Origin of the sequence: Congregibacter sp. (assembly GCF_047617445.1) — a bacterium.
Lineage (GTDB): Bacteria > Pseudomonadota > Gammaproteobacteria > Pseudomonadales > Halieaceae > Congregibacter.
This window is the reverse complement of sequence record NZ_JBLGBE010000017.1, coordinates 1-21632: the sequence shown is the minus strand read 5'-3', so window position 1 is coordinate 21632 and position 21632 is coordinate 1. Positions and strand designations below refer to the sequence as shown.

21 protein-coding genes and 1 pseudogene are annotated in these 21632 nt (G+C 55.4%); 9 read left to right on the top strand and 13 right to left on the bottom strand.

What is annotated here, in order from left to right; genetic code table 11:
• Positions 1-5: 5 nt before the first annotated feature.
• The 3 genes from tam to ACI9KD_RS06125 form a co-directional block, all read right to left on the bottom strand.
• On the bottom strand, positions 6-785 hold the full coding sequence (tam, locus tag ACI9KD_RS06135) for a trans-aconitate 2-methyltransferase (RefSeq protein WP_414980307.1): 780 nt from the start codon (positions 783-785) through the stop codon (positions 6-8).
• Positions 786-863: 78 nt separating this feature from the next.
• Positions 864-2207 (bottom strand): MFS transporter, encoded by a 1344-nt coding sequence (locus tag ACI9KD_RS06130; RefSeq protein ID WP_414980277.1) that lies wholly within the window; start codon positions 2205-2207, stop codon positions 864-866.
• Between the two features lie 32 nt (positions 2208-2239).
• Positions 2240-4069 (bottom strand): alkyl sulfatase dimerization domain-containing protein, encoded by a 1830-nt coding sequence (locus ACI9KD_RS06125; RefSeq protein ID WP_414980276.1) that lies wholly within the window; start codon positions 4067-4069, stop codon positions 2240-2242.
• A gap of 168 nt (positions 4070-4237) precedes the next feature.
• On the opposite strand from ACI9KD_RS06125, the gene ACI9KD_RS06120 reads away from it, so the two are divergent.
• Positions 4238-4654: a YidB family protein gene (locus tag ACI9KD_RS06120; RefSeq protein WP_414980275.1), complete on the top strand. Its 417-nt coding sequence runs from the start codon at positions 4238-4240 to the stop codon at positions 4652-4654.
• A 3-nt stretch (positions 4655-4657) separates the two neighbouring features.
• On the opposite strand, the gene ACI9KD_RS06115 is transcribed toward ACI9KD_RS06120, so the two are convergent.
• Positions 4658-5551, bottom strand: coding sequence for a patatin-like phospholipase family protein (locus ACI9KD_RS06115; RefSeq protein ID WP_414980274.1), 894 nt, complete (start codon positions 5549-5551; stop codon positions 4658-4660).
• Positions 5552-5620: 69 nt separating this feature from the next.
• On the opposite strand from ACI9KD_RS06115, the gene ACI9KD_RS06110 reads away from it, so the two are divergent.
• The gene (locus ACI9KD_RS06110) at positions 5621-6532 is read left to right on the top strand and encodes a mitochondrial fission ELM1 family protein (protein ID WP_414980273.1); all 912 of its coding nucleotides are present in this window, start codon (positions 5621-5623) and stop codon (positions 6530-6532) included.
• Positions 6523-7338: a polysaccharide deacetylase family protein gene (locus ACI9KD_RS06105; RefSeq protein WP_414980272.1), complete on the top strand. Its 816-nt coding sequence runs from the start codon at positions 6523-6525 to the stop codon at positions 7336-7338. The genes ACI9KD_RS06110 and ACI9KD_RS06105 overlap by 10 nt, the downstream gene beginning before the upstream one ends.
• A gap of 35 nt (positions 7339-7373) precedes the next feature.
• Here ACI9KD_RS06105 and ACI9KD_RS06100 read toward each other — a convergent pair whose 3' ends face one another.
• From ACI9KD_RS06100 to ACI9KD_RS06090, 3 genes are read right to left on the bottom strand one after another with little or no spacing between them, the layout of a single operon-like run.
• Complete coding sequence (locus tag ACI9KD_RS06100; RefSeq protein WP_414980271.1) at positions 7374-8036, bottom strand: DJ-1/PfpI family protein; 663 nt, start codon at positions 8034-8036, stop codon at positions 7374-7376.
• A complete protein-coding gene (locus ACI9KD_RS06095) occupies positions 8033-8953 on the bottom strand; it encodes a lysophospholipid acyltransferase family protein (protein ID WP_414980270.1) in 921 nt (306 codons plus the stop codon). Before ACI9KD_RS06095 ends, ACI9KD_RS06100 begins: the two co-directional genes overlap by 4 nt.
• Positions 8954-8962: 9 nt before the next feature.
• The gene (locus ACI9KD_RS06090) at positions 8963-9850 is read right to left on the bottom strand and encodes a DUF1295 domain-containing protein (protein WP_414980269.1); all 888 of its coding nucleotides are present in this window, start codon (positions 9848-9850) and stop codon (positions 8963-8965) included.
• Between the two features lie 187 nt (positions 9851-10037).
• Here ACI9KD_RS06090 and ACI9KD_RS06085 point away from each other — a divergent pair, with 187 nt between their 5' ends.
• Positions 10038-10628: an HD domain-containing protein gene (locus tag ACI9KD_RS06085; protein ID WP_414980268.1), complete on the top strand. Its 591-nt coding sequence runs from the start codon at positions 10038-10040 to the stop codon at positions 10626-10628.
• 31 nt (positions 10629-10659) lie between these two features.
• On the opposite strand, the gene ACI9KD_RS06080 is transcribed toward ACI9KD_RS06085, so the two are convergent.
• Entirely contained in the window at positions 10660-11514 is an 855-nt protein-coding gene (locus ACI9KD_RS06080; protein ID WP_414980267.1) for an SDR family oxidoreductase, read from the bottom strand.
• Positions 11515-11642: 128 nt separating this feature from the next.
• Here ACI9KD_RS06080 and tsgA point away from each other — a divergent pair, with 128 nt between their 5' ends.
• Both tsgA and ACI9KD_RS06070 read left to right on the top strand, forming a co-directional pair.
• A complete protein-coding gene (gene tsgA, locus ACI9KD_RS06075) occupies positions 11643-12833 on the top strand; it encodes an MFS transporter TsgA (RefSeq protein WP_414980266.1) in 1191 nt (396 codons plus the stop codon).
• A gap of 4 nt (positions 12834-12837) precedes the next feature.
• The gene (locus tag ACI9KD_RS06070) at positions 12838-13680 is read left to right on the top strand and encodes a 2OG-Fe(II) oxygenase family protein (protein WP_414980265.1); all 843 of its coding nucleotides are present in this window, start codon (positions 12838-12840) and stop codon (positions 13678-13680) included.
• Here ACI9KD_RS06070 and ACI9KD_RS06065 read toward each other — a convergent pair.
• From ACI9KD_RS06065 to ACI9KD_RS06045, 5 genes and pseudogenes are all read right to left on the bottom strand, one after another.
• Entirely contained in the window at positions 13666-14628 is a 963-nt protein-coding gene (locus tag ACI9KD_RS06065) for a nucleoside hydrolase (RefSeq protein ID WP_414980264.1), read from the bottom strand. The genes ACI9KD_RS06070 and ACI9KD_RS06065 overlap by 15 nt on opposite strands.
• Positions 14625-15833 carry an NAD(P)/FAD-dependent oxidoreductase gene (locus ACI9KD_RS06060; RefSeq protein ID WP_414980263.1) on the bottom strand — a complete coding sequence of 403 codons (1209 nt, stop codon included), beginning with the start codon at positions 15831-15833 and terminating at the stop codon, positions 14625-14627. Before ACI9KD_RS06060 ends, ACI9KD_RS06065 begins: the two co-directional genes overlap by 4 nt.
• Positions 15830-16018 carry a CPXCG motif-containing cysteine-rich protein gene (locus tag ACI9KD_RS06055; RefSeq protein ID WP_414980262.1) on the bottom strand — a complete coding sequence of 63 codons (189 nt, stop codon included), beginning with the start codon at positions 16016-16018 and terminating at the stop codon, positions 15830-15832. The genes ACI9KD_RS06060 and ACI9KD_RS06055 overlap by 4 nt, the downstream gene beginning before the upstream one ends.
• Before the next feature lie 6 nt (positions 16019-16024).
• On the bottom strand, positions 16025-16597 hold the full coding sequence (locus tag ACI9KD_RS06050) for an acyl-CoA thioesterase (protein ID WP_414980261.1): 573 nt from the start codon (positions 16595-16597) through the stop codon (positions 16025-16027).
• 1 nt (position 16598) lies between these two features.
• Positions 16599-16865 (bottom strand): annotated as a pseudogene (locus tag ACI9KD_RS06045) (hypothetical protein); the annotation flags it as partial.
• 348 nt (positions 16866-17213) lie between these two features.
• Between ACI9KD_RS06045 and ACI9KD_RS06040 the strand changes: the two are divergent.
• From ACI9KD_RS06040 to ACI9KD_RS06030, 3 genes are read left to right on the top strand one after another with little or no spacing between them, the layout of a single operon-like run.
• Positions 17214-17384, top strand: a complete 171-nt coding sequence (locus ACI9KD_RS06040) for a hypothetical protein (protein ID WP_414980260.1) — start codon at positions 17214-17216, stop codon at positions 17382-17384.
• 36 nt (positions 17385-17420) lie between these two features.
• Complete coding sequence (locus ACI9KD_RS06035) at positions 17421-18968, top strand: arylsulfatase (RefSeq protein ID WP_414980259.1); 1548 nt, start codon at positions 17421-17423, stop codon at positions 18966-18968.
• A 27-nt stretch (positions 18969-18995) separates the two neighbouring features.
• On the top strand, positions 18996-21149 hold the full coding sequence (locus ACI9KD_RS06030) for a carbohydrate-binding family V/XII (protein ID WP_414980258.1): 2154 nt from the start codon (positions 18996-18998) through the stop codon (positions 21147-21149).
• Positions 21150-21632 lie beyond the last annotated feature (483 nt).

Sequence of the window (21632 nt, the reverse complement as noted above, 5' to 3'; positions counted from 1 at the left end):
TTGATTCATGAAGCTGAACGAAAGGCGACGATGAACAGTCGCGGTAATCGAAGCAGGACTTTGCCATCGGCTTGTGGCGGATAGACGCGGATCAACTCGCTGAGATACTGATGACTGAAGTCTTCGCGTTTGTGCGCCGGCAGCATATCCAGATAGGGCTTGAGAGCGGTGCTTGAGAACCAGCGAAGAATATCCGAAGGGCCATCCAGTACGTGGTAGTAGTGAGTTTCCCAGATTGTGACGGCGGCGCAGTTCGGGGTCAGACAGTCGTAATACTCGTTTGGGTTTAACAGCGTTTCTCTGTGTGTATTCATTTCGCCAAGGTGTTGTGCAAAGTCTGCACGAGACGCCACCTCGCCCATCAGCCGATGACTGGCTTCGGGCAAGGTGTTGGGCATTTGCACCGCCAACATCCCCCCGGGCCTTAGCTGATTGACCAGCGCCGGGAACAGTTGCCTGTGATCGGCAAGCCAGTGCAGACTCGCGTTTGCAAAGATCAGATCCTGAGACTCAGGGGCGCTAAAGTCTGCGATATCGCCTTGTAGAAACCTGGCTGAGGGTACGCGTGTGGCTGCTGTGGCCAGCATGTCCGGAGACTGATCGACCCCAATAATGGCAGCGTCGGGCCATCGCTGCGCGAGCAGCGCGGTGGAAATCCCCGACCCGCAGCCAAGATCGCTGATTGCTTCTATGGACTCCGCTGGCACGGCTGCCAGCAGATCATGGGCCGCCTGTTGTCGTAGCGTTGCAAAGCTATCGTACTGCTGCGCGTTCCAGTCGCTGATGGTGTTCCTACCCCTAAAAACTTGACTTGCCTTCGGGGTGGTTCGCCGCCCTCGAGCCAGAAGACACCAAGCCTGCCCTTAGATGCCGCGTGCGTCCAGTGCGGCACGAATGCGTTTGTGCTCTGTTTCATCGATGGGGAATCGCCACATCATCGCAATGGCGGCAATCTTAAAGATGAGACTTGGCGCCGCATACAACACGGCGAGTAATCGAACGTCGTCCGCTGTGTTGCTGATGGTTGCATCGAAGCCTGCAAACTCCAGGGCCGGAAACATCAGCCCTACCGCTAAAGCGTAGGCCAGCTTGGATGCGGTTCCCCAAAGTGCGAAAAACAATCCAGGTCGACGGCGATTGTTCTCCAGCGCATCCCACTCGATAAGGTCGCCATTGATTGCCGAAGGCAGTGCGAGATCAGCGCCAATCATTAAACCCGTGCCTATCACAACGACGCCGTAGAGTAAGACGTCACCGCTGCCGAGAAATGGCGCTATGCAAAAGAACAGACAGGAGCCAATGACCGCGATACACCAGCTGCGATGTTTGCCCCAACGCTTGGAAATAGCCAACCATATGGGCACCGATAGTGCGCTACAGACGAAATACCCAAAGAGCATGAGTCCGGCCACAGCCGGTTCTTCAAGTACGTGGGTCACGTAAAGAAGAAACAGGGTCGCGGGAATGGCGTTACCAAGACCATTGAGTAGAAACGCCAATAACAGACGTCGAAAAGGCGAGGGACGACTCAAAAGGCTTAGCGCTTCGCGCAGAGAGTTACCCTGGTTATCGACCTTAGACTGGTCGGGGACGACGGCCGCGGCGAGCGGTACGCTTACCGCCAGCCCCACGACGGTGAGAATCGTAATCGCGAAGAGTGAGCTTGCCAGAGACTCGTTATCGCTGTTGTCTAGTAGCAGCAGTGCGGCCAGGGTCCCTGCAAGACCAAAAATCACCCGCACTCCTGAGATTCGACTACGTTGGTGGTAGGACTCGCTGAGCTCGGCACCCCAGGCATTCATGGGAACGATACTCATAGTCCCGGCAACATAGATAGCGAGGGTGCTCAGCAAGAGAAAGCTGTTGCCTGCACTTAAGGGCGGGTTGAACAGCAACCACACGGACGCCGCGATGAGGGGCGCGCTACCCACGACCCAGGCTTTACGGCGGCCCCAGTGAGCGGGGGTTCTGTCCGAGAGATAACCGACGACGGGGTCGGTAAACAGATCCCAAAGTCGTGCGGCCAAGAGAATGCCGCCAATGGCCGAAAGACTCAGTCCCAGAGACTGCGCATAGTAGGTAGGAACAATGACCTGCAGCGCAATGAACGCCCCGGCAAGGGGGAAGGCCAGAGATCCATAAGCCAGCAATACGGATAGAGAGGGAATCTGGCTTGCGACACTGGCCTGTTTATTTGGCTTTTCCATGCGAGTTATACGCACTCGCGAGAAATTGGACGTTAGCGCAGACTCAAATAAGGGTGGCCGGGATCGCTATCAAAGGCCTGCCCAAAGCTGCGCAGCTTGAGTTTGGATCCGTTTACCTTCAGCAGCTCTTGGTCGATGGCATCCGCATAGCTAATATCGCCAAGAAACAATTGATCAAGGAGTGCTCGGTTAAGCCTTAGTGTCACGTCCGCATCCACATCGGATTCCAGCGTAGGCTGAATGTCCAAAATGCTATTGCGTAGTTGCACGGTGTAAGCCTCGCCGGTGTCCGTCAGCTCGTAGGCAACATTGATCGCCTTGTCGCCTGCGGCATCGGGGTCAACACGAACCCGTAGGAGGCTTAATAGCTGGCTTGTCGCTAGCTGCGAGGGATCAAAACGCTGCTTTTGCATTGCGATGAGAATATCGCGAGGAACTACTGAGCCTTCTAACTCTCGAGCGGAGGTTAGATAAAATCCACGCCAGTTGGTATTGGCTGTCGCATAGCCGATGCGACGCAGGGCGGCTGCTTTTAGATAACGGGCAGACATGTCTTCGCGGTCAATGCGGACCAAGTACGCAGTAAGTTCAGCAGCCCACTGGTCATCCTCGGCCATAAAGGCTTTTTCGGCCTCGGCAAAAACGCGATCGCGGCCCCCCATGAGTTCCACAAGACGCTGAGCCTTTTCCAGCCGCGGCAGAGGGTCGAGTTCCGCCGGGTCGCCATTCCACCAACTAATGTAGGAGACATAGAACTCACGAACATTGTGTTTAACCGTTCCGTACATTTCCCGGGTCCAGGGGTCGCGATCCATGAAGTCGGGCAAGCTGATGGCATTCGCAAGATCGTCTGGCGTATAGCCTTTGTTAATGAGACGCAGAGACTGGTCGTGGGTGTACTGTATGGCGTCGCGGTACACCGTGAGCATGTCCTGAATCTCCTCTCGCCCGGCTAGCGGTTGGCCATGACTGGGCACCAGGTGTTGAGCATCGTAGGCGCGCATACGGTCAATGGCCGTGACCCACTTGACGGCATCCCGAGGTTTGGTGCCGCGCAGGGAGTGCAGGTTGGGGTAGTTCGGGCCCTGGACCTCATCTCCCGCGAGCATTACCTGGTAGTCGGGTAACCAGATCGCCAGATGACTGGCTGACTCGCCGCCGGTCTGAAACAGCTCCATACGAATGCCAGCGATCGTTAAGTCTTCGCGCTCATCCACAAAGTGGTTGGGGGGTATGTAAGTTCCCAGATTGCTGCCTAAGCTATAGCCACAGCAGGAGACGTGATAGTCCCGCCCGTCGGTCACTGGATCTAAAAGCTGTCCGTACATGTACAGGGCACGAATCCCCATGATGGGCGCCGTCACCTGATTCTCGTCTTCAAGTTCTCGCAGAAAGTTCTGGGCGGCGATGACTTTTACCTGCCCTGACTCGGCATCCGCCCGGTCGATGAACGCGCCGGCACCGTTGATATGATCCGCGTGATGATGCGTGTAAATCACCGCCTTTACGGGCTTGTCAGAAATCTCCCGGAAGGCGCTCTCCGCGACCGCTGCGTGTTCATTGGCGGTGGTCGTATCAATAATGATTAAGCCATCGTCGCCCTCAATCATGATGACGTTTCCAAAGCCTCGATTGGGTGTGTTGTAGTCCCACACTGGCGTGTCGCCGATCTGAAACAATTCTTCTTCGAGGTACCGGGCGTGTTCCCGAAGATATTCCGGCGAAGAAAAGGGGACCTTGTAGGGATTCTCTCCCTCGCTTACCGACGCGGCACGATCCACGATCGACTCATCGCTGGAGCAGGCAATGAGGAGAGCAGTGAGTCCAAGCAGGCTAGCTGATTTCAGGAGTCGCGAGTTCATGAGATTGAGTTCCTTGCACCTGGCGTCTGTACGCCTTATTAGAATTATGCCGCTAGCTTTTATCAGTGCGACCAATCTGGCGGGCAATCCATATTGCGCATCAGTTAGAATCGCAAGCTACACTTTCTAGTTCATTACACACGCAACAATAACAGTTGGAGATAGCATATGGGTATCATGGAAATGGGAGCGTCGCTGCTTTCTCAGAAGCTGGGCGTGGACCTCGACCCTAACGTGGTAGCGTCTGCTCTAGGCGGATTATTGTCTAACTCAAGCGGGGAAATCGACTTTGCAGGAATCGCCAGCAAAATGGCGAGCAGTGGCGACCTCGGTGCGATTGTAGGGTCTTGGTTGGGCGATGGCGCGAATCAGGCGATTTCGGCAGAGAGTATTTCTTCGATTTTTGGCAGTGACAAGGTCGCGGAATTTGCCGGTAAACTCGGTACCGATGCGGGCACAGCCAGCAGTGGCCTTGCGGACATATTGCCCCAGATGATGGACAAGTCCAGCAGCGGCGGAAGCTTGCTAGAGATGGCTGGCGGTGCCGGTGGGTTGCTGGGTGCGGCGAAGTCCTTGTTTGGCTGAGACCTAGCGTTTGGTAGCGGCTCCCAAAGTCTTTTTACCGCTTTGTGCCAGCTTGACGGGTAAAAAGTCCAAAGTACTGCGATACCCTGCTTGGTAGAGGTCAGCCTTGACCTTGGCTCCCAGAGAAAACGCTACCGGCGACACGTCGCCGGTGTCCACCACAATGGTGGACAGCCAAAAAGCTTCGTTGATGTACTCGTGGGAGAGCGTGGTCATAAAAGTGTGAATGAGCATCGCAAGATAGTTCCGTAAGGGGATTAGAGATTTACGGTGCTTGATTTTAAGTGCCCCGGTACCTCGTAGTTTGAACACGACAACAGGTGTGCCGGTGCCAGACCAGTCGCGTCGTAAGGCTTCCTCCGAGAGAATGCTGCCGTCAGTCATAACCTGATCGCCGAGGCTTTTGAAGCTAAACAGCAGTGGAACTGACATGGAATAGCGAATAGCCTCAGACACCGGCATCTGAGGCTTTGTTGCGGCGTTAAAGATAACCGGTTTCCCCGAACGCACATCAGTAGCGACAACATGTAAATCCATGTCCAGGTCGCGAAAGCGTCGACCCTGCATTTTTTCATCCATCCAGCGCTCAAAGCGATCACCGTTAGAAAGGCCACCGGTTCTCAGCAGTGAGATCAAATTCTGTCCCAGAAACTGCGAGAAATCTGTCTCGTCGGCGATTTCTCGAATCTGCGAGAGCGTGTAACCGCCGCCCAGCAACGCAGCGACAATACTGCCCCCGGAGACGCCGACAATTTGCGTGAAGCCGATCTTTAGTTCTTCTAGTGCGGCGAGGATTCCAATGTAAGCAGGCAGGCGAGCGCCGCCTCCTGCAAGTACCGGTACTATTTGCTGATCGCAATCTAGACTGGCGTGGCGATCGTGATGAGTATCTGCCATTGCGGATACACCTTGGCTTTGCACCGCATTACTATACTCTCAGATCCCCAAGGGTGAAGTGATCAATAGGTGCAAGAGGCGACACAGGAACTAATGCATGGATGTATCGGCATCCTGAGCGACGGGAAGCCCGGGCATCTGAACCAGAGTCTTGGCCTCGCAGATGCTTTGCTGCGCCTGCGACCTGAGCTTGATGTTCAGGAGATTCCGGCGATGCCTTGGCGGCAGGCCATGGGGGAGCTTCTGTGGCCCGGGAATCCCAAACAAGACATGCGGCTCCTCATCGGCGCAGGACATGCTACACATTTGAGTCTTCTCGCCCTGCGTCGCGCCTATGGCTGCCCTACAATTGTGTTGATGCGACCGAGTCTTCCCGGGGCATTTTTTGATCTACGTATTGAGCCGCGTCACGATGGTGGGGCGGAGAATGAGCGCTGCTGGATCAGTGAGGGGCCTCTGAACCGGATGCAGCCTTCAGCGGCGCGCTCTAATGACGGCCTCATCCTGATCGGTGGACCATCGCCGCACTTTGTCTGGGATGGTGCTGCGCTGAGGGTGCAGATTCAACGTTTGTGCAACGGACAGCGTCAGTGGCAGCTGAGCGGGTCCCGGCGAACTCCACCGGAATTTCTAGAAGCACTGTCGACACTGGAAATTCCAGGTCTTACAGTCCACGACGCTGATGCGCTGCCAACAGGCTGGCTTGCTTGTGAGCTACCCAAATCCGCAGAGTGCTGGATCAGTCCAGATAGTGCCTCTATGGTCTACGAAGCACTGACCGCAGGCTGCGCGGTGGGTGTGTTTGATTTGCCGGCGCAGGCGGGGAGCCGAGTGGCCAGTGCCATAGAAGGTTTGTGTGCGCGGCAACTCGTCACGCCATTTGATGCGTTTGCGACGGGTTGCGAGCCGACTGTGCCCGCCGCCGCTTTTGCTGAGGCGGACCGGTGTGCTCAGCGTATTCTTGAGCGGGGATGGCTGTGATTGCTTTTTTGATCATTGCGGCTCTGATCGCAGTCATGCTGAGTCGCCGCTATGCATGGTGGCGTGCGTCTGTGGATTACCGTCGCCCTCGAATTCTCATGTATCACATGGTTTGTGATCCCCAGCCAGGTGCAAAATTCAACAAGCTACGCGTGCCCCCGGCAAACTTTGAGCAGCAACTTCGCTGGCTCAAAGACCAGGGTTGGCACTTTGCTTCTATGTCAGATCTTGGCGGTGCACGGAACCTTCCCAAGAAAACCGTGGTTCTCACTTTTGATGATGGCTACGAAGACAATTTGTTGAACGCTGACCCTGTGCTGGAGCGCTACGACGCGAGGGCTACACTCTACGTGGTAGAAGATCGTTTTGATCGTGACTGGTCCACCAGCAAGAAGGCACACCACAACAGCGGTGAGCTCATGCGCGAGCCTAAATTGTCCGACGCGCAGCTTGAGCAGATGCTTGCCAGCGGCCGCTGGGAGTTGGGTGGGCATACGCGCACCCATGCCAATCTGGCCAATCTGAGTGCGGCCGAACGTGACATAGAAATTTCGGACGCTCGAAAATCACTTGCCGCACGATTTGGTACAACAGTAGATAGTTTTGCCTACCCGTTTGGAATCTATGGGCCCAACGATGTGGCTGCGGCCCGGGCAGCTGGGTTCACCACCGCGGTAACGACCGATGAGGGGGTTCCCTCGGATGTGGTTAGTCAGGCGATGGAGTTGCCGCGCATCAAAGTGAGCGGTAAGGATTCTATGCTGGCTTTCAGGCTAAGGATGCGTACGGGTTTGCGAGGCGCATAACTGAAGTCTGACTTAGCGCAACGCAAAAGTCGTGCTCAAACCATCCCCAACTGTTTTGCGAGCACATTCAGCTCCGCTGCAAAGGGATCGTTATCCGCATCCCGATGCCAGGTGTACTCTGTGTAGCTGGCAGCCATCTCCGCGGCTTCATCTCCCCAGAGCTTTTGGATAATCGCAAGGCTCATGTCCATGCCTGCAGACACGCCGGAGGACGTGAAGAACTTGCCATCTTCGACCCAGCGGGCGGCTTCTACCCACTCCACCTTGTCCGACTGCATGCTTGCGATGGCAAACAGCTGTTTGTTAGACGTCGCTCTATGCCCATCCAGTAAACCCGCCTTCGCCAGGAGAGCCGAGCCGGTACACACTGAGGCCATCCACTGTGCGGTTTCTGATTGTGTTCGCAGAAAGTCGAGCATCGCTCCATTCTCCAGTTCCGTGAGCGTGCCGGAGCCGCCCGGTACGAGGAGCATGTCGAACGCGGGGGCACTCTCAAAACTGTAGTCGGCAATCACCTTCGGGCCCACTGCGCCTTCTGAGCCAATCGCTGCCGCTACGGGGCCGCCATGTTCGGCAACCGTGTTGATGTTGATCAGGGAGGAGCCAAGCACTGAGAAAAGTTCCAGCGGTCCGAAGTAATCAAGCATTTCAAAACCCGGGTAGAGAACAGCACCGAGTTGTAGTGGTTGAGCAGTCATGGATTGCGTTCCCTAATAGACGAATCTGCCTCGACGGCAGCGATGTGTTCTTGTTGCTGAATGGCGAAAGAATCGGGTGGGGTTTTTTTCCAGCGACGATTCGTCCACAGGTACGTTTCGGGTTGCTCAGCGATAGCGGCCTCTGCAGCGAGCACATAGCGCTCAAGTATGAGCTCTGGATTCGCATCATGGGGCGGCAGGCTGATCTCCTCAAATAGCACTTCATAGTGACCGGTTTTCACGCGACGGCACTTCGCAAACACAACGGGGATGTTCAGTGTTTGCGCTAGTTTATCTGCGCCGCGGTAAAAACTCGCGGGCCGATTCAGGAAGTTTCTCCAGTACCCGGCTGCCTTGGGGCCGGTCTGATCGGCGAGCATTCCAATGAGTCGCCTACGCCTGCGCCCACGAATAACCTCTCGGCCAACGCGCTCTATGGGCATGGGCGAAGCTCCGAAGCGCGAGCGCGCGTCGAATATGAACTGATTCCAGACAGTGCTGTGCAGGGTCTTATAAACGGGGTCAATAGGCACGCCTATCTCCAGCATCGCTGCGTGCAACATCCACTCCCAGTTCCCCTGATGAATCAACAGGACGATAGCCTGCTTTTCAAAGTTCTCTGTTGCGGTAGCCAACAGCTCAATGTTTTTAAAGGTAACGCGTTTAGCTATGTCCTCTTGGCGCATGCGCGTAGAGCTGAGGATTTCGAAGAATAGATTACAGAAATGGCGATAGGACGCGCGTTCTATCTCTTTTCGTTCGGCTGCACTTTTTTCTGGAAAAGCCCAGCGGAGGTTGTCACGCACAGTGTTTCGCCGATAACGAAACAGATAGTAGAGCAATAAAAACATCACCCCAGCCAGCGCATAGCCGATGCGCAGTGGAAGTGCGGCCAGTAATCCCAGAAGAAACTTCATGAGCCGCTATCAGCGGCCCTTGGGAGGACGTGGAAACAACACCGGTGTTGCATCGCGATAGGCGCGATAATCATCCTCGTCGCCCCAGCGCTTGAGCGCGTGCGCATCCAGCATCGGTATGCCGCTGATCTTCGTTAACAATAGGTACACAAATACGGGCGATACCAAGGTTGCATACTGCCAACCCTGCAGAGCGGGCGCAGCGATGATGGCGACGCCACACCACAAGAGGATCTCACCGAAGTAGTTGGGATGTCGTGACCAGGCCCAGAGGCCGTGTTGGATAAACCGGTCGCTGTTATCGGGATTACGTCGAAATTCACGCTTCTGTCTGTCTGCCGTTACTTCTATGGCAAAGCCGGCGACCCAAAACATCAGCCCCACCATTGTTGTCACACCAATGGCGGGCGTGAGCGTAGAGGTCATGGCTGCGAGTGCCGCAGCGGCCGTCATGACAACCCACAGGCCCTGGAGGGTCCAGGTCATCATGAAGCGGAAGAAGAACGGCTTTATGCGATCAAAGCGTCGATCGGAGCCCGCGTCACGAATTCGAAGGAATAAAAAACTCCCTAGCCGCAGTGCCCAAATCGCGACGAGCGCCGCGAGCAATTGCGACCGGGGGTCGCTGTTCATCCACAGTGCGCAGGCGATGACGGAGACGTAAGTGACTGAGCCGGTGAAATCGTAGTAGCGCTCAGACTGGCTGAGATAGGCAGGAATAAAAATCACCCATTGAATAACAAAGGCTAGCGCGGCGATCAGTGCGAAAACGGGGATGCCCTCAATTTCCTGTCCACGATAACTGCCGGCTGCCGCCATCGCAGCCGCAATCGACACCGCGACAGCGATACTGATAATGGATTTGCTCGCCGGTGGTTTCTTACCTGTATCGTTCATTTAGGGCCTCCGTTTGCCAGGGGACCTAGTCTAGCGCAAGCGCGCTTTGTCGGCCTTCCATCGAGCTTCAACTATACTGTGGGTCGGACGGAGAGCCGTAGCGGCAATTCTTAGCTGCTTGCGCGCGAGCCCAGAGTATTGTTTTATCCCCGCTTAGCTATAAAGCGGTATCTAAGAAGGAGATCCTATGAATACAGTATTGCCCGAGCGCGCAAAATTTCACCATATGGAAGATGGCACGGCCGAAGACTGGCAAATCATCATGAAAGAGTTCAAAACGGCTGCAGATGAGCTGCCTGATCGCATGCTTAAGCACTTGCGTGTGCTGGATGGCGACTGTGGCGGTTTCCCCGTGGATCGTCTTACGCATAGTCTTCAGACGGCTACGCTGGCGCACAAGGATGGGAAGGACGAGGAGTACGTTGTTTGCGCGCTTCTGCACGACATTGGCGACACCTTGGGCCCGTATAACCATGCTGATATTGCGGCGACGTACTTAGAGCCTTTTGTGAGTGAGCAAAATCACTGGATGGTAAAGCACCATGCCATTTTCCAGGGCTACTACTTCTTCCATCACATTGGCTTGGATCGCGATCAGCATAAGCAATTTGAAACCCACCCTCACTATGCATACACCAAAGAGTTTATCGAGAAGTACGATGCGCCGGCATTTGACCCGGACGCCGAAACTTACCCGATAGAGTTCTTTGAACCTATGGTTCGTCGCGTGTTCGCAGCACCTAAGGCGTCGCTATACAAGGCGGCCCTGGAAGAGTAGGCGTTCTTTGGGGGAGCTTTGCTCCCCCGGTTTAGGCTTTCTTGTTCAAACCAAGCATTTTAGCAATCGCTTTATCGAGCATTCTCGGAGACGCGATCTTCATCATTAGCTTTTCCATCATGCGCCCCTTCACTGCTGCGTAGCGCGCTTTCGGTTTTGCCGTGCTGAGGGCTGTGTAAATCAATTCCCCGAGGCGATCTGCGGGGTAGCCGTCGCGGCCCTGAGTGATAAACACCTTTTGAAAGCGCTCAAGCATTGGGCGGTAAGGGGAGGCGACGTATTGTTCCATGTCCACCTCTTCGGCTTTGTCCCAAATGGCGGTCTTCACAGGCCCCGGTCCAATCACTATTACGTCGATACCAAAGAGCATGAGCTCTCGGCGGAGTGAGTCAGAGTACCCTTCGAGACCAAACTTTGAGGCAGAGTAGGGGCCCAGGAACGGCATTGCCCGGATGCCTGAAACAGAACTGATATTCACGATTCTTCCCGGGGGGCCCTGCAGCGTCGGGTCTGCACCGAGTAGCGGGGCAAATGCCTGGGTGACCAAAAAAGGGCCCATAAGGTTTACTTCCAGCTGCTTGCGGTAGTCACTCTCGGGCACCTCAAGCAAAGGCCCCGAAACTGCGATACCGGCGTTGTTCACCAGTCCCGCCAGAGTGCCTCCCGCGAGCGCTTCCCGGACACAGTTAGCCGCTTCGGCAATCGCCTGGGTGTCTACGACATCGAATATCAAAGGGGCAAATTTTTCGCCCAGCTCGGCTTGAACGCGCTCGGCATCTGCAGAATTACGCACGGATCCAAATACACGAAAGCCCCGGCCGATCATAACTTTTGCGGCCGCGTGGCCAATGCCTGTAGATACCCCGGTGATTACAACGGTTCGCATGTTTGTGTGACCCTTTATTAAAATGTGATGTCTACGTAGTTCTGGGGGCTCAGATTTACTGGCCCATAGCGACCGCGCACTGCTAAGCTCCATAGCATCCTCTTACTGCAGAACAGGCGTCAAGCTTCTTGAGTAATAACGCACGCGTGACGCTAGCCTGTTTCTTCGCCTATTTCGTGATGTCTGGGATGCTCGCACCCATTGGTATCGTGCTCCCGCCTCTTGCGGAGCATCTGGGTCAGTCCGTAGCAGATGTGGCGCCTATATTTAGCTGGCTTACCTTGGGGATTCTGCTGGGGTCTGCGCTGGCGTTAGTGGTGTTTGATGTGTTGACGGTGCGGATGTGGATTCTGCTGGTGTATCTGGCCATCGCAGCCGCGCTACTGACTCTGCGCTTGTCTGATTCGGCGCTTGCCCTGCGTCTCTCTTTGGGCGTTGTAGGTACAGGCTGTGGGATAGGTTTAGCGGCTTCGGCCAGCACAATTACGCAACTGTACGCCGAGGATCATCGCGCTTCTATGCTGGTGATTACCGATGGCTCCTTTAGTGTTGCTGGGATCGTTATATCGACGCTGGCGGTATCGCTAGTGGCAGCGGGGTTGCATTGGTCCACCTCTTATCTTGCCGTAGCGGTTGTCGCGGCCCTGGTGGTGATTCTCGTAGCCACGGCGCGTTTTCCAAGCACGAACAGCGTCGATGCTGTACACATAACGAGTCCAGCCTGGCCTCTGCCAGTTTGGCTCTGCATCGTTGCGCTTTTTCTCTATACCCTTGGACAATATTCCCTGCTCTGGTGGTTGCCCACCTATCTCGAGGAGTCTTTAGGCGCGCCCCGAGACGCGGCCGGAGCGGTGGTGGCCAGATTCTGGACTGGCATGCTTATCGCGCAGTTACTCGTGGCCTGGTGGGTCTTGCGCATCGGCGCCCGCCGTCTGGTACTGCTGAGCGTAGGCGGGGCCTTTCTGGGCTCGTTGCCCTTGTGGCTCAGCGAATCACTGACTTGGTTGCCCTGGCTGTCACTGGTTTGGGGTGTCGCCAATTTGGGCCTGCTAAAGATTGTCATTTCTTTTGCGACTTTGGCGGTTCCCAGTCCCACTCCGCGACTCGTAGCGGCCTTACTGTTTGGCGCCACGTCAGGGACTGCGATCAGCCCTAAGGTCACTAGTATTATTGTGGGGACGATGGATACCCGTGCTGTTCTTCAGTTTGGCTCTCTTTGTTATCTTGCCTTGGGTATTCTAGTGTTTGTTGCTTGGTGGCTAATGCACAGCCGCGTAGATACGGGCCGCGGATGCGGCCAGATAACGGGAGAGACCTAAGGCCATGACCGTCGCAGTAGTAGACATGTTCAGCGCTGAAGCCGAGATGGCTTTTGTGGAGACTCTCAGGCGTACCGGTTTTGCAGTACTGCGTAACCCCCCGATGGACGCCGCGCGTCTGCAGAGAATGGCGGATGACTGGCGGGATTTTTTCCTCGGTGAAGATAAGTGGAATTACATCGCGGAAGAAACTCCCTCGGGAAACACCAGTGGATTCATCCCGCCCGATGTGTCCGAGACCGCTGTAGGTCATGACCGCAAAGATCTAAAAGAGTTTTTCCACATCATGCCAGAGACCGTACTTCCGGCCCGCTTAGCTGACGATGCCGAAGCGCATCTGGGTGACGCGCTGAGCTTGGGTAGATTGCTGTTGGGCTGGCTGGATATCCACTGTGGTAGTGCGCTGCCGCCAGGTTTACGTGGACAGTTGGCAGAGAGTCTGTCGCCGTCAGATAGTCTGCTTAGGATTCTGCATTATCCCCCGCTCACCGGTGATGAGCCTCCAGGCGCTGTTCGTGCCGCTGCTCACGAGGACATCAATCTGATCACCTTGTTGCCCGTCTCAGTGGAGCCAGGGTTGCAGGTTATGGGTCGAGATGGACAGTGGACAGATGTTCCGGGGCGGCCCGGCGATGTCATCGTGAACTCTGGCGATATGTTGCAGGAGGCATCATCACGACAGTTACCGTCGACGTCTCACCGGGTTATTAATCCATCCGATACTGACAGTAATCTGTCGCGTATTTCGATGCCTTACTTTCTGGCACCGGATCTTGATGTTCAGTTATCCAGGCATCACACCGCCGGGAGTTACCTTCGCGAACGTTTGAACTCATTGGCGCGCTAGGGACAGCGTCTCCAGATACAGTGCTTTGACCGCTGCTGCATCCACCGAGGTGCATATCCGACAGCTCGGGCGTTCAAGCCAGGAGTCACTGGCATAGCGTTCCGGGTGCAGGCCTAGAATTGTTTGCCCCATGGCGATGCCGTCGCAGACCACCCGCGTGGGTCCGGTTTCTACTTGGTAGTGTTGCGGTGCCAAAAGATAGGCCACCGCACTGGAATCATGGATAGGACAGCTTCGGTCACCATTGATGCTCTCGTAGAAATCAAAGTAGAAGCGGGTGATGTCATTGATAAAGGCACCGGCGTCACCGGCTTGCTCACGCAATGCGTCGATGAACGACTCATCCATAACGGTCTCTTCGGTCACGTCTAGTCCTACGACGGTAACGTCCAGCCCACTGTTAAATACGCGATCGGCCGCCGTGGGGTCCCCGGCCATATTGGCCTCCGCAACCGGAGAGACATTGCCCTGATGACCCCGACGCATAAATACGCCGCCCATGACCACCACGTCTTTGAGTAGCTGGGGAAGTCGCGGGCACAGATCAAGAGCCTTGGCCAGATTGCTCAGGCGACCCACCGCTACGACGGTTACTTCGCCAGGATAGGCCTCTGCCAGCTCGACAATGGCTTCGGGTGCAGACTGCAGCTCAGCGCCCTGCAGCGGATCCGGAAAACTGATGTCGCCCAGCCCATTTTTGCCGTGCACGAAGTCTGGATGACCCTGGCCGAGCGCAGGGCCTAAGGGGCCTGAAGCGCCACGAAAGACCCGGGCATCAATGCCAAAGCGCTCTCGGACATAACAGGCGTTGCGCGTTGTATTCGCGATGCTCGCGTTACCCGACACCGTGGTTATTGCTTCAATCCGCAGCTCCGGCGCATAGTGCAAAAAGAGTAATGCCATGGCATCGTCGATACCGATATCGGTGTCAAAAATAACGCGTTTCATGTGAGTTTTCGCACCTTCGTCTGCTGTCGGAGCTCTCGCCAGTTGCTAAGAGCTGGCCATAGTAACTGTTCAGTCGCCTGCTTTGAGCGGCCCAGGACGGCATTCAGTTTTACCTTGGATGCGCGCAAGTCTAACTGCGCCATGACTGCGGCAAATACCGCTTCTTTGGCTGCGGCCAGAGGCACGCCTGCCAGACAAACGCGATCACTGATGAGCACGCTATCCAGATCTCCGAAGGCTAAAAGAGTGGGCTTGCCTGAGGGCTTGAAGCGACGTGGAACTTTGCCGCCTGCCAGGCGCTGGATATTAGCGGCGATGCAGCGACCCATATCCAGAGCATGGTAGGCCTGCTTACTGATGGGTGCTTCGAGCTCTGCAGCGTCTCCGGCGATAAAAATCTCCGGATAACTTGAGTGGGCGAGCGTGTTCTCTACCGGCGCCCAGTGATGGGCTTCCGCTAAGCCAGAATCTGCTAAAAGTGCAGGAGGTGCCGGGCCACCGGTCCAGATAGTCAGATCAGAGCGAAGCCGGCGTCCGCTGCTTAACTGCACGGTTTTAGCGGTGATGCGGGCGACAGGATCGCAAGTGACGCAGTTGACCTCCCATTTCTCACAGTGATCGGCAATGTGTTTTCCAACGACAGCCGGAGCTGTCGGTAAAAGCGTGCTGCGAGCTTCTATCACAGTGAGCTGCAAGGGTTTGTGGCGATAGCGGCGGAGAACTTCACCGAGGGCTTCGACGCCTTCAAGGCCCCCACCAATAATCACCACCCTGCCGCCGTCCCGACTCAAGCTCTGCAAGCGCTGATGTATTGCCTGACATTGCGCGACGGATTTGAACCCATAGCTGTGCTTGCCAACGCCGATGACCCCATAGTCCGCATCGGCACTGCCCAAAGCGACGACCAGATAGTCAGCTTTAAAGTGTTGCTCGGAGCCGACCTTCACTCGCCGCTCTTCAGGCTCAATGCTCGTGACGTCACCCCGGACAAAGCGGTGGCCCGCTGCACGCATGGCGGTCTTTAAGGAGAGGCGTAGTTGTGAGGGTTTCTTAACACCCGAGAGAAGCTCATGAATGTTGGGTAGGAATTCGAAGTTTGCCTTACGATCAATAAGGGTGACTGCAAAATGTTCGGCTTCCAGAGAGTTGGCGCAGGCAAGTCCGGCAAATCCGCCTCCAACAATCACTACACTTGGGCGCATCATTCGTCTTCCCGCCGGACATCAACACTGAGTTCTCCATCCGTTTCCGAGCGCACGTTTACGACCATGGGCTGGCAGCAGACCTGACAATCTTCGATATAGGCCATATCGCTGTCCCCGGTATCAAGCAGCAAGGTAAGAGGCTCGCCGCAGTAGGGGCAATAAACCTGTGATTCCTGCAGTTCCATGAATCCTCAGCTCCCGAGGCGAATTTCGCAGCGTTCGTTGGCGAGAAAAGCACGTGTTTCCTCATCCACGACAAAGCCTGCCCTGTATTCATCCATGCGCTCGGTCATGTAGCGGCGCAGGCGTCTACGTCTGAGGGCGCCCGCAAAACGCCGGATATCCTCGACACTCTCCAAAATTAAGGGCGGCACCATCGCCTTGGCGGTGCCTTGGCTTTTTGCCACCATGGTGAAGTAAGAGGTGTTGGTGTGTTTGACGGTGGCTGTTTGCACGTTTTCGGCGATGACCTTGATGCCGACGACCAGTGAACTGGATCCCACGTAGTTCACCGAGGCCATCAATGACACCAGGTCGCCCACTTCTACCGGCGCCAGAAAGTGCACGTTGTCCACAGAGACGGTCACGCAGTAGTTGCCGGCATGTTTACTGGCGCAAACATAGGCAACCTTGTCCATCAGCGAAAGCAGGGTACCGCCATGAATCTTGCCGCCAAAATTAGCATAGGCGGGAATCATGAGTTCCGTGAGAGTGGTTTGCGAGTAGCTGACGGTATGGCCGTCTGCCTGTTGTTCTACTGGCATTCTAGTTGCCCTCGTTGGTTTTATTGGCAGCGCGGGCGTCAAGGCCTTTTGTGGCGACCTCGGCGAAACGCTCATTGGGCACCAGCGCCGTGAGCGAGTAGTGAGCAATCTTCCAGGTGCCGTCACCGCCCCTTAACAGCACGCCCGTGCCCCGAAAACGTTCCCAGCGCTTTGACATGACGATTTCGTCAAACCCTGCATTCTTACCGTTCGGGCCCATGGTGATAAAGCGCTCTTCGGGGGTGTACGTCCAGCCGGTGCCGCCGGCAAAGCGTTCGCTGACGTCGTCACTGAACGTAGGTAGTGTCCAGCGTTCCCAATCGTCCGTCCCCTAAATACGCCATCCGCGGCGAAGTAGCCCACGTAGCGCTCACGATCGGTGTTTGCTGCAGCCTGATGAAAATCCTCAAGGAGCACATTAATAGCGCTTTGTGGGGTGTTGTCAGCCGCAGCCGGCAGCGCAAGTACAGCCAACAAAAATAGGTTTGAGAGCAAAACACGGCGCGAAGTGAGAGGGATTGTCATAAGGGTTCCTGTTCGGGACTGTGGTGATGAAAAATACCTAGCCAACATAGGCCGTATCATCAATCAGGAAAACCCCCTTAAGACGTCGGCAGTGTCTGATGTGCCGCTGCTCCTGCGTTTGAGCATTTTCCTGCTTATGTTTGTCTGGACGCTGGATAAGTTCGTAAACCTCGCGCTCAGCGACCGCGACCGCCTTTGGTCTTTGGGGAAGGAATCGCAAGAAAGCAGTTTTACGATGATTATTGAGCGTAAGTTGGTATAAGGTTCCCTCAAAAGTATAACGATTTGAGGAACTGACATGCGTAGCTATCAGCAAGCTACTGGATCTCGATTAACCATCATGGCGGCACTGCTGTGCTTAACAAGTATAGTCAGCGCCGCTGATCGTCCCAATATTCTCGTGATTTGGGGTGACGATATCGGTATTTGGAACATCAGCCGTTACAGCATGGGACAGATGGGTTACCAGACCCCGAATATTGATCGCATTGCCAACGAGGGCATGATCTTTACTGACTACTATGGGGAGCAAAGCTGTACGGCGGGGCGTTCCGCCTTCATCACGGGACAGCATCCTGTGCGCACAGGTCTCACTAAGGTAGGCATACCGGGATCCGATATCGGGATTCAGCCCGAAGACCCGACGCTGGCAGAATTGCTGAAGCCTCTGGGTTACGCTACGGGGCAGTTCGGTAAGAATCATTTGGGCGACAAGGATGAGTTTCTGCCTACCAATCACGGCTTTGACGAGTTCTTTGGCAATCTGTATCACCTGAACGCCGAGGAAAACCCGGAAGATCCTGACTGGCCAAAAGATCCTACGTTTAATCGCTTGCTGAGCCCTCGCGGCGTGATTCGCTCATCCGCAGATGGACGCATTGAGGATTCGGGCCCCCTGACCAAAAAGCGTATGGAAACGGTGGACGAAGAATTTCTGGGTGAAGCGCTCAAGTTTATCGATACAGCGCATGACGAAGAGAAACCCTTCTTCCTCTGGTTTAACTCCACGCGCATGCACTACTACACACATGTGAAAGACGAGCAGTTGGGTGCCAGCGGACAGGGTTTCTACAACGATGCCATGGTCGAGCACGACGGCCACGTAGGACAGCTACTGGCCAAGATTGATGAGCTGGGTCTTACGGACAATACGATTGTTATTTATTCAACGGATAACGGTCCGCACTACAATCAATGGCCTGATGCCGCCATCACTCCCTTTAGGGGCGAGAAGAACACTAATTGGGAAGGAGGCTTCAGAGTGCCCGCGATGGTTCGCTGGCCGGGCAAGATCGCGCCGGGCAAGATCAGCAATGAAGTGATGTCGCATCTGGACTGGGTTCCGACGCTCATGGCCGCCGCGGGCGAGTCTGACATCGCGGCTAAGCTCAAAGAAGGGCATCGCGCTGCCGGTAAGGAATTTAAGGTACATCTGGATGGCTACGACTTCTTGCCCTATCTCACCGGAGAGGCCCCTACAGCGCCGCGTCGGGAGTTCTTCTATTTCAGTGATGATGGCGTGTTGGTCTCTGCCCGCATCGGTGACTGGAAGACGGTGTTTGCCGAGCAGCGGGCACATCGTTTTGATGTTTGGAGAGACCCTTTTGTGACCCTACGCATTCCTAAGGTGTTTCATTTGCGCCGCGATCCTTTTGAACGTGCCGATACAGATTCCAACAGCTATAACGTGTGGTGGGATCACAAGGTAGCGCCGGCAGCGGGGATGGCGCGTATGGCGGTCGGTCAATTTGTGCAGTCTCTGCAGGCCTTCCCGCCGCGCCAGCGACCCGGTACTTTTACCGTGGACCAGATTATGGAATCGCTCTATCAACCCAAATCGCAGTAGATGCTTAGACCTAAAGAGGCAGTGAGAATGCAACGGTCCTACAACTTCCTTCTTGCAGTGTTAGCGCTGTCTTTTTGTTTGCTGTGGGCGGCGTTCACGTCTGCACAAGAGCTTTCCTGGCCCCAGGAAATCACGGGCTCTGAGGGCACTTTGGTGGTTTACCAACCTCAGCCTGAGGCACTGGATGGCGATTTGCTCAGTGCGCGTTCGGCGATCTCTCTCGAACTCAAAGATAGCGATGAAACGATTTTTGGTGCCATGTGGTTTGAATCACGGATCTCCACTGACTTGGACGCCGGTATTGTTCGTGTTCTGGATATCAAAATCACGAAAGCTGCCTGGCCTGATTCTCGAGATGCCGGCGAGCAGCGTTTAATGCAAGCGGTGGAGGAGGCGTTTCCGGAGTATGGATTCGCTTTGTCTTATGAGCGATTGTCGGCTTCTTTGGAAACTGCCGATATCGAGCGCAAAAGTCTGGAGTCACTCAAGAGTGATCCGCCGATTGTTCTTTTTTCTGAAGAGCTTGCGGTACTGCTGATGTATGACGGGAAGCCTCGATTTGAGCCCGTTGAGGACTCCCCTTACGAACGCGCCTTGAATACGCCTTTTCTGGTTGCCAAGGATAAGTCAGGCAAGGTTTATCTTAGTGACGGCAGTCATTGGTATGCGTCTAATGATCCTATGGGCCCCTGGGCCTTAACCAGCAATCCACCGGCGGATTTGGCGAAAGCGGTGCGCGAAAGTGGCGGCATGGACGGGGTGGAAGCTTCGGATCGCAGCCCTGCGATCATCACTGCCACGGAGCCTACGGAGCTGGTTGTCACCGATGGAAAGCCTGATTGGCAGTCTTTGACTGGCGGACAGATTCTCTATGTACAAAACACCGAAACGCCGTGGCTGCGTGATCTTCCCACAGGCAATATGTATCTGCTCTTGTCCGGGCGTTGGTATCGCTCCAAGTCGGCCGCGGGTCCCTGGACCTTTGTGCCAGCCGATGAATTACCGGAGGCGTTTGCACAGATCCCGCCCGGCTCTGATATTGGCGGACTGCGAAGCTCGGTAGCGGGAACTGACGAAGCCGAGCAGGCTATGCTTGATGCGGCGATTCCCCAGACCGCTGCGATCGTCCGTGCTGACGCCACGCTTAACGTGGACTATGACGGCAGCCCCAAGTTCGAGAAAATTGATGGGACATCGGTGGCCTACGCGATAAACACCGCTGCTCAGGTACTGCGCATTGACGACCGCTACTATGCAGTTGACGACGGTGTCTGGTTTGTCGCTGCTGCGCCAACCGGCCCCTGGACCGTAGCCGACTCAGTGCCCGCGGACGAGATAGCAACGATTCCACCCAGCTCACCGGTGTACAACGTCACCCATGTCCATGTGTATCAGTCCACGCCAGAGGTGGTGTATGTCGGGTACACGCCGGGCTATATGTGGTCATTTCCTTATTACGGCGTGCCGGTCTACGGTACCGGCTGGTATTACCCACCCTACTGGGGCCGCTATTACTATCCCCGTCCTCCTACCTGGGGTCTGCATGTGGGATACAACCCCTGGACCGGCTGGAACTTTGGTATGAGTTGGAGCAACGGCTTTATGACCATGGGTATGAGCTGGGGCGGTGGTTACGGGCGAGGGGGTTGCTGCGGTGGTTGGTACGGTGGGGGCTATCGCGGCCCGACCGTTATCAACACGGGCGATATCAATATTGGCAATAACATCAATGTTGGGAATCGCACAGACATCAGTAATCGTATCGGTAACAACAAACTGTCTGTTGGCGATCGAGACGGCAACAGGAACCTATACCAGCGGCCAGAGAATCGCGAACGCTTGGCTGATAAGAGCCAGAGAGATCAGTTGAAGCAAGCGCGACCCTCGACACAGCGCGCCAACAATGTATTTGCTGACCGTGAAGGCAACGTCGCGCGTCGCGTCGACGATGGCTGGGAGACTCGCAATAAAGGGCAGTGGGATCGAGGTACTGCAAGCAACAAGGCTGAAAGTCTTGGAACGAGAACAAGTAATCTGCCTTCTTCGTCGACTCGCGATGTATCGAAGCAGCGAGACTCAAGCCGCAGCAGTTTCAATCGAAACGACTTTGATCGTGCGCATACTGCGCGAAACATGGGGGCATCCCGTGAGCGTTCGAGGCCTGCGCGGCGTCGGCGCTAGGAATAGCGACGACGGTGCTGGCTAAAAACGCTGGATGTTGTTCAAAAAACAGGCAGTAATAGTTAATCCTCCCCGTCGCACTTGGCGTATTCAGGCAGTCAACCATCCCGGAGGCTGCCTGTGTTTATCAGTGCGTTCCGATCTTTTACCAATGCTGTGGCGGTTAAGGCACGACTAGCCGTTGTGAAAACCTTGATGCTCGGCGAGGCACTTTAGTATGCGTAGTTCTCATGGATTTTATCGTCAGGTACTGCTTCGCAGATGTGCCATGGCTACGATCATTGCGGGTCTTGCCGCGACGCTGATTCAGGTTCTTTACTAGCCGGTGTTGCGTTACCAGGGCCCTTCTCTGTGTTTGGGGGGGTCTTCCTGTATTTTGCGGATCAGCCACACAGCTTTGTAAGTTAATACGCCAAAGAACAGTAGGGATGCCGAAATCAACGATAGCACGCGATGCTGCTTGGATTGCCGTGAGCCTAGCCT